The sequence below is a fragment of the Streptomyces sp. URMC 129 genome (genome assembly GCF_051386415.1).
Lineage (GTDB): Bacteria > Actinomycetota > Actinomycetes > Streptomycetales > Streptomycetaceae > Streptomyces.
In genome coordinates, this window is sequence record NZ_JBPQTQ010000013.1 from 1 (window position 1) to 13,553 (window position 13,553).

General features: G+C 74.3%; 13 protein-coding genes and 2 pseudogenes. 8 read left to right on the forward strand and 7 right to left on the reverse strand.

Features of this window, described 5'->3' with window-relative positions; translation table 11 throughout:
* Both ACSNOC_RS04555 and ACSNOC_RS04560 read right to left on the reverse strand, forming a co-directional pair.
* Nucleotides 1-445, reverse strand: a pseudogene (locus tag ACSNOC_RS04555) (SUKH-4 family immunity protein); the annotation flags it as partial.
* Nucleotides 442-1,416: an HNH endonuclease gene (locus ACSNOC_RS04560; RefSeq protein ID WP_436745917.1), complete on the reverse strand. Its 975-nt coding sequence runs from the start codon at nucleotides 1,414-1,416 to the stop codon at nucleotides 442-444. The gene ACSNOC_RS04560 and the pseudogene ACSNOC_RS04555, both read right to left, overlap by 4 nt.
* 113 nt (nucleotides 1,417-1,529) lie before the next feature.
* Between ACSNOC_RS04560 and ACSNOC_RS04565 the strand changes: the two are divergent.
* The 3 genes and pseudogenes from ACSNOC_RS04565 to ACSNOC_RS04575 all read left to right on the forward strand — a co-directional run.
* Nucleotides 1,530-1,886: pseudogene (locus ACSNOC_RS04565) on the forward strand (YwqJ-related putative deaminase); the annotation flags it as partial.
* A gap of 90 nt (nucleotides 1,887-1,976) precedes the next feature.
* Nucleotides 1,977-2,441 (forward strand): SUKH-3 domain-containing protein, encoded by a 465-nt coding sequence (locus tag ACSNOC_RS04570; RefSeq protein WP_436745965.1) that lies wholly within the window; start codon nucleotides 1,977-1,979, stop codon nucleotides 2,439-2,441.
* 72 nt (nucleotides 2,442-2,513) lie between these two features.
* On the forward strand, nucleotides 2,514-2,714 hold the full coding sequence (locus tag ACSNOC_RS04575) for a hypothetical protein (protein WP_436745918.1): 201 nt from the start codon (nucleotides 2,514-2,516) through the stop codon (nucleotides 2,712-2,714).
* A 201-nt stretch (nucleotides 2,715-2,915) separates the two neighbouring features.
* Here ACSNOC_RS04575 and ACSNOC_RS04580 read toward each other — a convergent pair whose 3' ends face one another.
* The 3 genes from ACSNOC_RS04580 to ACSNOC_RS04590 form a co-directional block, all read right to left on the reverse strand.
* Nucleotides 2,916-3,929, reverse strand: coding sequence for a nucleoside triphosphate pyrophosphohydrolase (locus ACSNOC_RS04580; RefSeq protein WP_436745919.1), 1,014 nt, complete (start codon nucleotides 3,927-3,929; stop codon nucleotides 2,916-2,918).
* Nucleotides 3,926-4,594, reverse strand: coding sequence for a SurA N-terminal domain-containing protein (locus ACSNOC_RS04585; protein ID WP_436745920.1), 669 nt, complete (start codon nucleotides 4,592-4,594; stop codon nucleotides 3,926-3,928). Before ACSNOC_RS04585 ends, ACSNOC_RS04580 begins: the two co-directional genes overlap by 4 nt.
* A 103-nt stretch (nucleotides 4,595-4,697) precedes the next feature.
* Entirely contained in the window at nucleotides 4,698-5,999 is a 1,302-nt protein-coding gene (locus tag ACSNOC_RS04590) for a DUF6716 putative glycosyltransferase (protein ID WP_436745921.1), read from the reverse strand.
* 218 nt (nucleotides 6,000-6,217) lie between these two features.
* On the opposite strand from ACSNOC_RS04590, the gene ACSNOC_RS04595 reads away from it, so the two are divergent.
* From ACSNOC_RS04595 to hemC, 3 genes are all read left to right on the forward strand, one after another.
* Nucleotides 6,218-6,406, forward strand: a complete 189-nt coding sequence (locus ACSNOC_RS04595) for a hypothetical protein (protein WP_436745922.1) — start codon at nucleotides 6,218-6,220, stop codon at nucleotides 6,404-6,406.
* Entirely contained in the window at nucleotides 6,403-8,991 is a 2,589-nt protein-coding gene (locus ACSNOC_RS04600; protein WP_436745923.1) for an ABC transporter permease, read from the forward strand. Before ACSNOC_RS04595 ends, ACSNOC_RS04600 begins: the two co-directional genes overlap by 4 nt.
* A 135-nt stretch (nucleotides 8,992-9,126) precedes the next feature.
* Nucleotides 9,127-10,065, forward strand: coding sequence for a hydroxymethylbilane synthase (gene hemC, locus ACSNOC_RS04605; protein ID WP_436745924.1), 939 nt, complete (start codon nucleotides 9,127-9,129; stop codon nucleotides 10,063-10,065).
* Nucleotides 10,066-10,813: 748 nt separating this feature from the next.
* Here hemC and ACSNOC_RS04610 read toward each other — a convergent pair.
* Complete coding sequence (locus tag ACSNOC_RS04610; protein ID WP_436745925.1) at nucleotides 10,814-11,488, reverse strand: HNH endonuclease family protein; 675 nt, start codon at nucleotides 11,486-11,488, stop codon at nucleotides 10,814-10,816.
* 232 nt (nucleotides 11,489-11,720) lie between these two features.
* On the opposite strand from ACSNOC_RS04610, the gene ACSNOC_RS04615 reads away from it, so the two are divergent.
* Nucleotides 11,721-12,212: an OsmC family protein gene (locus tag ACSNOC_RS04615; protein WP_436745926.1), complete on the forward strand. Its 492-nt coding sequence runs from the start codon at nucleotides 11,721-11,723 to the stop codon at nucleotides 12,210-12,212.
* Nucleotides 12,213-12,243: 31 nt separating this feature from the next.
* Here the strand turns inward: ACSNOC_RS04615 and ACSNOC_RS04620 are convergent, their stop codons facing one another.
* The gene (locus ACSNOC_RS04620) at nucleotides 12,244-12,822 is read right to left on the reverse strand and encodes a peroxiredoxin-like family protein (protein ID WP_436745966.1); all 579 of its coding nucleotides are present in this window, start codon (nucleotides 12,820-12,822) and stop codon (nucleotides 12,244-12,246) included.
* 102 nt (nucleotides 12,823-12,924) lie between these two features.
* On the opposite strand from ACSNOC_RS04620, the gene ACSNOC_RS04625 reads away from it, so the two are divergent.
* Complete coding sequence (locus ACSNOC_RS04625; protein WP_436745927.1) at nucleotides 12,925-13,524, forward strand: TetR/AcrR family transcriptional regulator; 600 nt, start codon at nucleotides 12,925-12,927, stop codon at nucleotides 13,522-13,524.
* The last annotated feature ends 29 nt before the right edge of the window (nucleotides 13,525-13,553 follow it).

Genomic DNA, 13,553 nt, shown 5'->3' on the forward strand with positions numbered 1-13,553 from the left:
GGGCCGGGGCCGGGGGCGGCTCCGCCGCCACCGGCTCGGGCTCGGGCTCCGCCTCCCCGGCGGGCTCCGGCCCGCCGCCCGCGCGGTCGGCCGCCTCCTGGAGCCACTGCGGCGGCGTCAGCAGGAACGACGTGACGTTCAGATCGATCCGCTGCTCCTCCGGCTCGGCGGGCGGCGCGGCCGACGAGGTGCCGTACTCCTCCTCGTACGCCCGGATGACCTCCGCGACCGGCAGCGCGGGCCACAGCGTGGTGTCGCCGCTGTCCCGGGCGATCACCAGCTTGCCGCCGCCGACCGGGCCCGCCTCCGGGTCCTCGGCCCACGCCACGAAGCCGAGGCCGAACTCCCGCACCCGGACCTCGCGGCGCGGATCACCGCCGCCCGCGCCGTTCACCCAGCGCTCCGCGCGCTCCTGCGCCTGTGCGAACGTCACCATCGCGCTCATCCCTCCACCGGGACGGCGCGCGCGAATCCGCCGTCCACCATCAGATTCGCCACCGTCTCCAGCTCCGGGGGGTTCCCCGCCAGCCGCAGCAGGAAGTCGTCGAAGTCCGCGCCGCAGGGCAGCAGCAGGTCGTCGACCCGCTGCTGGAGGAGCATGCCGTCCCGGTCCCGCGCGTCGTCGTACGGGCACAGCCAGACCGAGCCCAGGTCCTCGCCCTTGACCTTCACGGCGAGGATGCCGCCGTGCACGAACGCGACGCCCAGGTAGTCCTTGGTGAGGTGGTCGCGCAGGCACTTGTTGATGTACACCAGATCGTTGACCGCGGCCTCCTCGCGCAGCGTGAAGAACGGCTGGTCGACCAGCAGCCCCAGCTCCGCGTCGAGCGCGGCCCCGACCGGGGCGCAGCCGCCCGCCGCCTTGAGGAACGAGCGGTACGCCTCCGGCAGCCGGTACCCCAGCCGGTCCTCGGCGGCCCGCAGCCGGTCCTCCGGCACGGCGACCGCGTGCGGCACGGAGAAGTGCACCGGCTTGGTCTCGGCCAGCGGGCGGGTGCCGCGCTTCGTCTGGTCGACGGGCGCGGTCGCCAGGCCGCCGTGGTGCCGCAGCAGCGCCTTCACCTCGACCGGGACCAGCTCCAGCCGCCGCGAGTGCGCCACGTGGTGCCAGGTCCAGCCGTGCGGCGTCGCGACCGGGGACAGGTCCGCCCACAGCTCGTGCCCCTGGGCGTGGAGCGCGGCGTTGGCCGACACGTAGTCGGTCAGCCGCAGCTCGTCCACGCCGAAGCCCTCGGGCGGCTCGGCGATCTCCGCGGCGGCCCCGGCATAGGGCGAGAAATCGGGAAAACCGTCCGCGTCCACGCGCACGCCGTCGGGGAACCGGGCGGCCCGGACCGGGTCGGGAAATTGCACGACCTGTCCGGCATAGGCCCTGTTCGGTGGCGCGGCCTGGTGCCCGAGCCGACCTGTCGTCATGGCGGTACGCCCCCTGCTGTTACGTCACGCTGTCGCCGGACAGCCTAGGGGTTCCCTGTGTCAGTGGCACGATCGTGCACGTGATATCGGATACCCACGGCCCGGTACCCCCGGTGCTCCAGCACCGCCGCGACGGCATTCTGCCGACGACGGCCGCCGCGCTGTCCGTGCCGGCGCGCGCCCAGGCGCTCACCGGGACGGCGAGCCGCGCCACCGCCGCGCCCGACCTCCACCCCGTCGTGGCGGGCATCCTGGCGGAGCTCGGCGCCGGACAGCGCGAGCGTCACCTCGGGCGCTGCCCCGAGGCGTTCCTGCTCTCCCGCTGCCTCACCGAGGCGGACGCCCATGACCTCGCCACCGCCCGGTTCGCCCTGGCGGACGCCGGGATCACCACGCGGCACATCCGCGAGGACGGCGACCCGCTGCACGGCGCGTACGCCCCGCATTGCCGCTCCTGCGCGGTGCTGCTGGCGCGGCTCGGCGTGCGCAGCGTCAGCGCCGACTCCGCCGCCGGGGCCACGGACAGCCCCGCGGCGGGCGCGCCGTGGTCGGCGGGCAGCATCGACCAGGCCCTGGCCGTCGCGGGCTGGAGCCCGGGGCGGCGGCACGCGGCGCGCGCCGAGCAGTGGGCGGACGTGCTCAGCGGCCACCGGTCGCCGCAGGGGCACCCGCACACGCTGTTCCCGGCCGCGTTCGAGACATGGGCCGAACTGGGCGAGCTGACGCTGCCGCCGCAGGGGCCCGGTCAGGAGTACGCGGCCACCGGCGTCGTCATCGACCCGCTGCGCGGCCTGCACTGGGCGCGCACGCTGGGCGACCTCGGGCGCGCGCTGGGCACCGAGCTGTGCCCGCTGGGCGAGGAGACCGGCGGCACGGCGCTGATCGCGGTGGACCGCGCGGGACGGCTGTACTGCGTGGACCACACCGGCGACTGGTACCTGGGCCCGGACGTGCTCAGCGGCCTGACGACGCTGCTGACGGGCGCCGCGCCGCACCGCCTGGTACCCGCTGCGGAAACGTTTTGACACGCCCGGGGCGCGACGCGGAACGCCACGGCCGTTCCCACCGCCGCCGGGCCGCCGGGCCGCACGTGCCGGGTGCGGCACGGAACCCCGGCGGCGTCCGGCCACCTGCCGCGCCGCCCGCCCCACGACGACGGCGGCCTGATCAGCGGCATCGGCGGCACGGTGGGCAAGCGGACCGCCCGGACGCGCGGGCCATCACCGCCTTCGCGCCCCTGGACCCCGCGCGGCGCCGCCGGCGCCCCACTCGACGCGGACGGCGGCTTCCCGGCCTGACCCCGGCCCTCGTCCCGGACGGTCACCGGGCGGGCCGTGGGGCGACCCGACCGTGCCGCCCCGCGTGACGTCGCCGTTGTCCTGGTCACCTCCGGGCGCGCGGGCTGTGACTGCCTGTACGGCCCTGGGGCGCCGCGCGGGCGGCGGGTCTGCGGCGCGGTGGTGCGCGCCTCGTCCCGGACGTCCCGCCGGGTCCGCCGGTCACCGGGCGGGCTGCTCCGCCGCGCGGATCGCGTCGCGGTAGACCCGGGCCGCCGCGCGGAGGGCCGTCTCGGGGTCGGTGCCGGCCGCTTCCGCCTCCGCGGCCAGGGCCAGCAGGCGGTAGCCGACATCGCCGGCCGGGGCCGGGGCCGGGGGCAGGGACACCTCCAGGCCCGCCGCGCGGGCGCGGGCGGCGAGCTTCGCCGCCAGGGCCAGGCCGGGCTGGCCGAGCGGGATGCCCTCCGTCACCGACGCGCGGCGCTTCTCCGCCGCCTTGGCGCGCTGCCACAGCGCCTTCACGTCCTCCGGCGTCTCCGCGCGCTCGTCGCCGAAGACGTGCGGGTGGCGGTGGATCAGCTTGGTCACGATGCCGCCCGCCACGTCGTCGATGTCGAACGGCTCCTCCGCGTCATCCGCCGCGATCCTCGCGTGGAAGACGACCTGGAGCAGCACGTCCCCCAGCTCCTCGCGTAGCTCCGTCCGGTCGCCCGCCTCGATGGCCTCGATCAGCTCGTACATCTCCTCGACGCCGTACTTCGCGAGATCCGCGCTGGTCCGCGTCGACGCCCACGGGCACTCGGCGCGGATGCGGTCCATCACCTGCACCAGGTCCAGCAGCCGCGCGCCCGGCAGGTCGTACGAGCCGGGCAGCAGCTCCAGCTCGGGCAGGGCCGTGGCCCGGCCGGAGCCCGCGAGCGCCGCCAGTCCGTCCGTCAGGCGCGGCTCGCCCTCCGCCGAGGCCAGCACCACGACCACGCGCCCGCCCGCGCACGCGGCCACCACCCGCTCCGCGCCGATCTCCGGGGCGGTCTCGACCGCGACCCCGGCCTCCTTCAGGTACGGGAGCTGCGGGTGCGCCGCGTCCCGGCACAGCACCAGACCGGCGGCGCGCAGCGTCTGCCAGGCGGGCCAGGACAGCAGTCCGGGCGCCACCCGGTGGGTGGTCGTCAGCAGAACGATCCGGCCGTGGGGAGCCGCGGGAGCGGGCGGGGGAGCGGATGGGGTGGTGGTCACCCGTCGAGCGTAACCGCGTGCTCCTCGACGCCGGCCGCCCGCAGCCAGGGCTCGGCCGCGTCGGTCAGCATGACCTGCCGCGCGTCCCACTGGCCGAACCGCGGGTTCACCTCGACGCCGATCTCGTCGGCGGTGTCGGCCAGCACCTCCGCGATCCGCTGCACGCCCGCCGCGTCCGGCGCGACGCCCAGTGCCTCCGCGAGGCCCTGGAACAGGAGCTGGCTGCGCAGCATCTGGTCGATCTGGTCGTCCCCCGCCAGCGGGGTCGCGCCGCTGGCGGGCATCAGCGCGGCCTGGGCGAGCGCGTCGGCGCCGCCGAGGCTCCGCTCGGCCTCGTCGCGGGCGCCCTGCACCTCGCGCCGGCTGACGTCCACCCCGGCGTCGGCCGCGGCCCGCTCCAGCACTTCCAGGTAGACCAGGAACTCGACGCGCTCGCGGGTGAGCCCGCTGCTGGCGGCGATGAGCTGGTCGGCCTCCGGGCGCGCGCGCTGCGCGTCGCGGACGGCCTCGACCTCGGACTGCACCGTGGCCAGGGAGATCCGCTCACCGCCCACCACGGCCGCCGCGCCCGGATGGGCGTCGGTGGAACACCCGGTCAGCAGGGGGGCCGCGGCGGCGAGCAGCGCTGCGGCGGAGACGGACAGTGCGGTGCGGCGGCGCTTCACTGAGGCACTCCCGTGGATGATCCGTTGGGTCGCTCGATCTTATGCAGCGGTCCTCGCGATGTCAGCACCGCTGCGCCGTACCCCGGCGCCCTTCCCCGTGCCGTCACCGGCCCTGCGCCAGGCGGCGGATGGCGGGCGCGACACGGGTGCGCCCGACGCGGTAGAGGCCGCCCGCGCCGCGCTGGATCAGCTTGCGCATCGCGGTCGGGTTGCCGGCCGCCGCGGCGGCGCCCGGCAGCGGGCGTCCGCTCAGGCCCAGGCCGTGGCGCATGAGCAGCGTCTCCAGATAGTCGGAGGCGTTCTGCGGCGTGTAGTAGGGCCGCATGCGGGGGAGCGAGGTGCGCCCCCTGAGCTGGGCGAACCGGGTGCGGGCGGCGACGAACGGGTCGCGCTGCCCGAGGCCCTGGCGGGCGGCCCACTCCGGGTCGGCGCGGGGGATCAGCCCCTCGTCCAGTTGCGCCCAGGAGGCGAGCAGGCCCGAGTCGAGGAAGAAGTGGTTGCCGTGGGCCTCGCGGATCCCGTGGTCGGTGAGGATCGCGGTCGGGATGCCCCGGTGGACGGCCTCCATGGCGGCGGTGGAGCTGACGGTGACGAGCAGGTCGGTGCGGTCCAGCACCTGGCCCATGTCGCCGTGGACGACGGAGAGGTTGGGCGGCGGGTCGGGCAGCGCGTCGTACAGCTCCTGGTACGGGAAGCGTTCGATCCGGCTGGTGGTCTCGCCCTCCCGCACGCGCAGCTTGATCAGCACCTCGCGGTCGGGGAAGCGGCGGGCGTGCCGCTGGAGCTTCTCCAGCATCCCGGCGCGCGCCGCGCGGGAGGCGGGCACGGTCGGCTGCACGGCGAAGCAGACGGTGAACGGCCGCTCGCCGCGCCCGACCGCCGAGGGGTTGTAACGGCGGCCCCCGAGGTACGGCAGCCCGGCCTCGACCACGGTGAACGGGTCCGCGCCGACCGTCCGGTAGACGTCGCGGAAGCGCTTGGCGTCGTCGGAGCCGTTGGCCAGCACGATGTCGGAGCCGACGCGCAGCAGCAGGCCGTCCACCAGGTTCTCGTAGACGACGCCGACGTAGCCGGAGACGACGACGGGGCGGCGGGAGGCGCCGTCCCACGCCATCCCCAGGCTGTGGACGAGCGCGAGCACGGTGCCGCCGATGGTGCCGACGACGACGAGGTCGGCCCCGGCCAGCGCCGGATCGTCCAGCAACTCGGCGCAGGTGACGTGGCGGCTGGTGTCGGGGGCGATGCCGACTTCGGCGATCTGGCGTGCGGTGGGGGTGGTCGGGGTCAGCAGGAACCGTGCGTCGAGGGCGTGTTGGGGGGCGAGCCTGCGGGCGGCGTGGACGGCCCACTTCCACCGGCTGTCCGAGTCCGCGAGCACGACGGCACGGGGAACTGCGCTTCCCATCGCTCGACTTCCCTTCGACGGGACCTCAAGTCCCGGTAGTACACGGGGCGTCAGGGTACCGCCTGTGCCGGAGAGCGTTCGAACCGTTGCGCGGGACGGCGGCGTCCGCCGGATCCGGTCCGAGGTTCGTCCTGCCGGGTGACGAGCGGGCCGCGCGTTCTCCCTAGTCTGCTGAGGGAATCCGATGGCCAACGCTTCACTCACCGAAGGAGATCAACGTGACAACGGCTGTGGTGGATCGCACGACCGGGGGCGGCGGAGCACACGCGGCCGTGGTGGCGCGGGCCGGGGCGGTGCCGGTGGCGCGGAACGGGGTCTCGCGGGACACCACCCGTGCCCTCGCCGCTCCCGCCGACCGGGCGCCGGGCCGCACGCGCCGCTCCGGCGCGAAGGGCCCCGTGTCGTGACCGTCCTCAGAACGTCCCTGCGGAGCTTCCTGGCCCACAAGTGGCGCATGCTCCTGTCCGGGATGGCCGTGGTCCTGTCCGTCGCGTTCGTCTGCGGCACGCTCGTCTTCACCGCCACCATGAACACGACGTTCGACCAGCTCTTCGCGGAGACCGCGTCCGACGTCATGATCGCCGCCCGGGAGGACGACGACCGGAGCGCCTTCGAGGAGGGCCCCTCCACCGGCGTGCCCGCCACCGTGCCCGTCTCGGTCCTCGACCGGGTCGCCGCCGTCGAGGGCGTGGCGCGCGTGACCGGCACGGTCGCCTCCACCAGCGCGGTCGCCGTCGACGGCGAGAACGAGAACATCGGCCCCACCACCGGCGCCCCGACCGTCGTCGCCAACTGGTCCGACATCGAGCTGCGGTCCATGGAGATCGCGGAGGGCGAACCGCCGTCCGGGCCGGACCAGGTCATGATCGACGGCGACACCGCCGACAAGAAGAACCTCGCCCTCGGCGACCGCCTGCGCCTGGTGACCCCCTTCGGGGACCATCCCGTCACCATCACCGGCATCGCCGACTTCAAGGTCACCAACCCCGGCGCCGCCCTCGTCTACACCGACCTGCCCACCGCCCAGCGGATCCTGCTCGGCGCGGAGGACCAGTTCACCCAGGTCTACGTGGACGCCACCGGCACCGTCACCGACGAAGCCCTGAAGGCCGCCGTCACCGACGTCATCGACGCCGGCGCGTACAAGATCCAGACCGCCGACGAGTACATCGAGGAGAACCGCGACGAGATCGGTGAGGTGCTGAGCATCCTGGAGTACGTGCTGCTCGGCTTCGCCGGTGTCGCGCTGCTGGTCGGGATCTTCCTCATCGTCAACACCTTCTCCATGCTGGTGGCCCAGCGCACCCGCGAGATCGGGCTGATGCGGGCGATCGGCGCCGGCCGCCGCCAGGTCAACCGCTCGGTGCTGATCGAGGCGCTGCTCCTCGGCCTCGTCGCCTCCGCCGCCGGGTTCGGCGTCGGCATCGGGCTCGCCGTCGGGCTCATGGAGCTGATGGGCCTGCTCGGCATGAACCTCAGCACCGAGGAGCTGACCATCGGCTGGAGCGTGCCGGTCGTCGGCGTCGTCCTCGGTGTCGCCGTCACCCTCGTGGCCGCCTACATCCCGTCCCGGCGGGCCGGGCGGATCAGCCCGATGGCCGCGCTGCGCGACGCGGGCATGCCGGGCGACGTGCGGGCCGGGCGGGTGCGGGCGGCCGTGGGCGCGCTGTGCACCGTCGCCGGCCTGGCCGCCCTCGCGGGCACGGCCACGGCGGAGGACAGTGCCGCCGACGGGGTGCCGTTCCTCGTCCTCGGCGTCCCGCTGAGCCTCGTCGGGCTGATCGTCGTCGGCCCGGCCCTGGTCGGGCTCGTGGTGCGGGTCCTCAGCGCGGTCCTGCTGCGGATCTTCGGGCCGGTCGGGCGGCTGGCCGAGCGCAACGCCCTGCGCAACCCGCGCCGCACCGGCGCCACCGCCGCCGCGCTCATGATCGGACTGGCACTGGTGGCCGGGCTGTCGGTGGTCGGCTCCTCGATGGTGGCCTCCGCGAGCGAGGAGATCGACGACTCGCTGGGCGCCGACTTCGTCGTCTCGTCCCTCAACTTCCAGCCCATCCTGCCGGACGCCGCCGAGGCCGTGCACGCGGTCGCGGAGCTGGACCACGTGACCGAATTCCGGCAGATCAGGTCCGAGATGACGTTCCCCGGCGGCGGCCACGACGCCATCACCCTCGGCGTGACCCCGCCCAGCTACCTGGACGACTTCACCTCCACCGTCCTGGCCGGCGACATGGCGGACGCGCTGCGGCCCGGCGGCATCTCCGTCGACGCCGACACGGCGGACCGCCGGGGCCTGGAGATCGGGGACGAGGTGACCGTCGCGTTCCGGGACGGCGGCACCGCCGCGCTCACGGTGCGGGCGATCACCGCCGCCGACAGCGTGCTGGAGGGCAACTCCTGGTACGTCGGCCTCGACACCGCCCGCGCCCATGTCCCGGACCGGGCGCTGCCGTTGCCGACGATGATGTTCGCCACGGCCGCCGAGGGGCGGCAGGACGAGGCCCGCGCCGCGCTGGAGGCCGCGCTCGAACCGCACCCGACGATGGAGGTCCGCGACCAGGCCGAGTTCAAGGAGCTGATCCAGGCGCAGATCGGCCAGCTCCTCAACATGATCTACGGGCTGCTGGCGCTGGCGATCATCGTGGCGATCCTGGGCGTGGTGAACACCCTCGCCCTGTCGGTCGTCGAACGGACCCGCGAGATCGGGCTGATGCGGGCCATCGGCCTCTCCCGGCGCCAACTGCGGCGCATGATCCGCCTGGAGTCGGTGGTGATCGCCCTGTTCGGCGCGCTGCTCGGCCTCGGCCTCGGGATGGCCTGGGGAGCGGCGGGCCAACAGCTCCTGGCCGCCGAGAACTTCACCGTGCTGGAGATCCCGTGGGCCACGATCACCGGCGTGTTCGCGGGCTCGGCCCTGGTCGGCCTGCTGGCCGCGCTCCTCCCGGCGTTCCGCGCCGGGCGCATGAACGTCCTGGATGCCATCGCCACGGACTGATCGGACTGATCATGCGCGGCGCGCGCGGCGCGCGAGGCACGGGAGGGGCGCTGGGGAGGAAGTGTGATCCAGTGGCGGAGAGTGAGGATGTGAGGCGCGCGGCCGGTTGATGACGGGAGAGGCTAGCATCGCGGTATGGCTGCCACCGCTGACCTGATCCGCATCGTCTCGCGCTCCTCGCCCATGGCGCTGGCGCAGGTCGAGCGGGTCCGGGCCGAACTGGCCGCCCTGCGGCCGGAGATCAGGACCGAGGTGGTGCCGGTCACCACATCCGGCGACCGGTGGACGGGCGACCTCGCCGCGCTGGGCGGGAAGGGCGCGTTCACCAAGGAGGTGGACGCCGCGCTGCTGGCCGGTGAGGCCGACCTCGCCGTGCACTGTCTGAAGGACGTGCCCGCCGACCGGCCCCTCCCGGCCGGGACGGTGTTCGCCGCCTATCTCGAACGCGACGACATCCGCGACGCGCTCGTCCACCCCGGCGGCCTCACCCTCGACCAGCTCCCGGCGGGCACCCGCGTCGGCACGTCGTCCGTGCGCCGCATCGCCCAACTCGCCGCCTCCCACCCGCACCTGAAGTGCGTGCCGATCCGGGGCAACGCCAACAGCCGCCTCGCCAAGCTCGACGCGGGCGTGATCGACGCGCTGCTGCTCGCCGTCTCCGGCCTCGAACGCATCGGGCGGAGCGACCGGATCGCCCAGGTCCTGCCGCCCGAGGTCATGTGCCCGCCCATCGGCGCGGGCATTCTCGCCCTCCAGTGCCGGGCGGACGACGCCACGACCATCGCGGCCGTCAGCGGCCTCGGGCACGGCGACACGTGGCGGGAGGCCACGGCGGAGCGGATGTTCCTGCACGTCCTCCAGGGCCACTGCAACTCGCCCATCGCCGGCTACGCCAAGGCCGAGCCGGACGGCCGGCTCTCGCTGCGCGGCCGGGTCTTCACGCCCGACGGCAAGCGGGTGCTCGACGCCCACGAGTGGGCCGGCGCGCTCGACCCCGAAGACCTCGGCACGGCCACCGCCCTGGCCCTGAAACGCCAGGGTGCCGGGGCCCTGATCGCCGGCATCCCGCACTGAAGCGCGTCGCGGAACCGCCGGACGGCCGTCGATCCCCTTCCGGAACGCCTGCGGGAGCAGGCCGGTCAGCCACGCCGCGTCGGCGTACAGGGGGCCGCAGGCGCCGAACGTGACGTCGGCGCGGTCGCGTTGGGTGAACGTCCGCCGGGCGGTGCCCGCGATCCCGCCGGGGGCGAGCGTCCGGTCTCCCACGGCGCCGGACCGCCGCGTGGGCGATGTCCCAGGTCATCCGGGAGTCCATGGAGGTGGCGCCGCGCGCCTGCGGCGCTGCCCGGCCTTCGTCCCGGACGGCCCGCGAGCCCGCGCCGCCCGGCCCGCGCCGGTGCCCGCCCTGACGCAGGACCAACGCACGGAGATCATGCGGCGTTCGCCCAGGACCCAGCGTTGAGAGCCGGGATCTCCGGGCGGTTCTTTCCGGTGGGCCAAGGGCCATGAGGCGTGAAGGCCGCGCCGGATACCCGCGGTTCTCTCGCCCCGGTTGCCCGTGCTCCCGCCGGCGCACGAGTCGGGCCCGACGGAGGACGCCCCGGCGGATGTGGACGCTCACAGCGCAACTGTCTTCAGGGCCGTCCCTTTTGGGGCGGGAAGCCGCGACGGCCCGACCCGCGTCGCGGTACTGCTCCCGGCCGGCCGGCCGCCCGCGGACAGCGCTGTGGCAGCGCACCGTGGCGGCGGAGAAGTGGCCGGGCCCTCCTCCGCCGTCCGCGTGTTGTGAGCACGGTGCGGGGCGGCGGAGGAGGGGGCTCGGTCAGGCGCAGCCGTTGAGGATGCTGGTCAGCGCGCTCTTCTCGGCGGAGTCCACGGCGAGGCCGTAGTAGTACTTCACCTGGACCCAGGCACGGGCGTAGATGCAGTGGTAGCTGGTGCGCGAGGGCATCCAGGTCGCCGGGTCCTGGTCGCCCTTCGCCTGGTTCACGTCGTCCGTGACGGCGAGGAGCTGGGGCCGGGTGAGGTCGTTGGCGAACGACTGGCGCTTGGACGTCGTCCAGGCGCTCGCGCCGGAGTCCCAGGCCTCGGCGAGCGGCACGAGGTGGTCGATGTCCACGTCCGAGGCGGCGTACCAGGTGGCGCCGTCGTAGGGGGAGTACCAACTGCCGCTGACAGCGGCACAGTTCGAGTCCTGCACGACGTTGGTGCCGTCGCGCTTGAGCACCACCTCGCGGGTGTTGCAGGTGCCGCTCTGGGTGATCCAGTGGGGGAACAGGTCGCGGTTGTAGCCCGTCCGGTTCTCGGTGCGGACCGGGAGGGCGGCCAGGTAGCTGCGGGCGGTCGAGGCGCTGACCGGGGTCGGCAGCGCGGCCTGGGCGGAGGGGCCAGTGAAGAGGGCGGCGATGGAGATGAGACCGGTAACGGCGGCTATCAGGGCCAGCCGTCGACGCGCGTAGAAGGCGCGCCGTGCGACGGCGCTGCGCACTCGGTTCACGCGGAACTCCCTTGTGGTGGAGGCGGATTCGGCTCAGCAGAGCCGCGTGTGCTCATGCGTTCGACATGGTCCCGCCGGAACGTTTCCTCGGGGAGTGCGGCAGGTAACGGGCTGACGGCATGCACACGTCATCCAGGCCGTGTGCGGTCATGACGTGCCGGATCGGCCTTCCGGACCTGCGAGAGTGGGGATCTCCGGCACGATCGGCCGGAAGCGCCGGAAGGAGCGTCAGGTGGGCAGGAACAGGGAGCACGGCTACGACGTCACGGTCCGCTGGACGGGGGACACCGGCGAGGGCACGGCCGGGTACCGGGCGTACGCCCGCGACCACGAGGTGACCGTGGCCGGGAAGCCGACGATGATCCTGGGCAGCGCGGACCCGGCGTTCGTCGGGGATCCCGACCGCTGGAACCCCGAGGAGCTGCTCGTCGCGTCGCTGTCGCAGTGCCACATGCTGTCGTACCTGGCGCTGTGCTCGCTGAAGCGCGTGGTGGTGACCGGCTACGAGGACGCCGCTCAGGGCACGATGCGCGAAACGCCGGGCGGCGGCGGGGCGTTCGCGGAGGTCGTGCTCAACCCGGTGGTGACGGTGGCGGAGGAGGGCATGGTCGAGGCGGCCACGGCGCTGCACGAGGAGGCCCACCGGATCTGCTTCATCGCCAACTCGGTCAACTTCCCGGTCCGGCACGCCCCGGTGATCCGCGTGTCGGCGCCCCCGGCGTAGCCGCGGACGACGCGGCCGGGGGCGCCGGGTGTCAGGCGGGCGTGCCCGGTTCGTTCGGTTCGTGGTGCGGGGTGGCGGCCAGGGTGAGGAGTTCGTCCACCGACCACTGGTCGTAGGCGTGGTCCCCGTACTTCGCCGCCAGGACGCGGCCGTCCGGGGCGATCAGGAAGTCCGCCGGGAGGCCGAGTTGTCCGCCGTGGGGCTTGAACTTCGGTGCCGGGCGCCTGCGTCGGGCCATCGGGCCGGCGACCAGCAGGAAGCCGCGCGCGATCGCGCCCCACGCGCGCGGGCCCATCGACCGCAGGCCGGACTCCACGCCGAAGCGCCGGTAGAACGTCTTGTCCGGGTCGGGCACCACCGCGAACGGCAGGTCCGCCACGTACGGCCGCAGATCGTCCGCCGGCGCGTGGAAGAACACCACCTCGCGGATCCCGGCCGCCGCGATCTCGGCGTGGCGCTCGACCACCGACCGCAGGTGCAGATTGCAGATGGGGCAGCCCGCGAAGCGGCGGAACTGGAGGTGCAGCAGCCCGCCCCCGCCGGGGAGCGCGATCCTCTCCCCGCTGATCGTCTCGGCCTCGGTGGTCTCGATCACCGTTCCCACGGGTATACGTGTCGCGTCGGGCGTCGCTTCCGGCATGGTCACCTGCCTTGTAGGAGTGCGCCGTACGCGGAACGACGGTATGGGCGTATCCTGTACGCTGTCAAGGTCATGCCGCGACCCAAATCCCTCACTCAGTCCCAGGTCACCGATGCCGCCCTGGCCGTCATCGACCGCGCCGGCCTCGCCGCGCTCTCGATGCGGGCCGTCGCCGCCGAGCTGGGCATGGCGACCATGTCCCTCTACCGCTACGTCACCGGTCGTGACGAACTGGAGGCCCTGGTCGCCGAACGGATGCTCGGCGCCGTGGACGTCACCCCGCCGCCCGGTGAGCCATGGCACGAACAGGTGGCCGTGCTCCTCGTCCGGCTGCGCGCCGCCGTCGCCGCCCACCCCGAGGCCATGCCGCTGATGCTCACCCACCGGCACCACTCACCCGGCGCCTGGCGCTGGGCCGAGGCCGTGCTCTCCGTCCTGCGCGCCGCCGGCTTCGACGACCACCAGCGCGTGATCGGGCTGCGCGGCCTGGTCAGCTATCTGATCGGCGCGCTCCAGACGGACCGGCTCGGCCCGCCCACCGGCGTCGCGGGCGGCGAGGAGTACCCGCTGCTGGCCGATGTCGTCCGCCGGGCCGAGACCCTGTCGCCCGACGACCAGTTCCGCAACGGGCTCGATCTGCTGCTGCGGGGCCTCGCCGGTCACCTGGCGTGACGTCCGGCGCGGGCGCGTACCCTGGGAAC

Excerpts from the sequence above, each read along its gene's own strand:
- ACSNOC_RS04625 (WP_436745927.1), top strand. The coding sequence starts at position 12,925 with ATGCCGCGACCCAAATCCCTCACTCAGTCCCAGGTCACCGATGCCGCC.
- hemC (WP_436745924.1), top strand. The coding sequence starts at position 9,127 with ATGGCTGCCACCGCTGACCTGATCCGCATCGTCTCGCGCTCCTCGCCC.
- ACSNOC_RS04590 (WP_436745921.1), bottom strand. The coding sequence starts at position 5,999 with ATGGGAAGCGCAGTTCCCCGTGCCGTCGTGCTCGCGGACTCGGACAGC.
- ACSNOC_RS04560 (WP_436745917.1), bottom strand. The coding sequence starts at position 1,416 with ATGACGACAGGTCGGCTCGGGCACCAGGCCGCGCCACCGAACAGGGCC.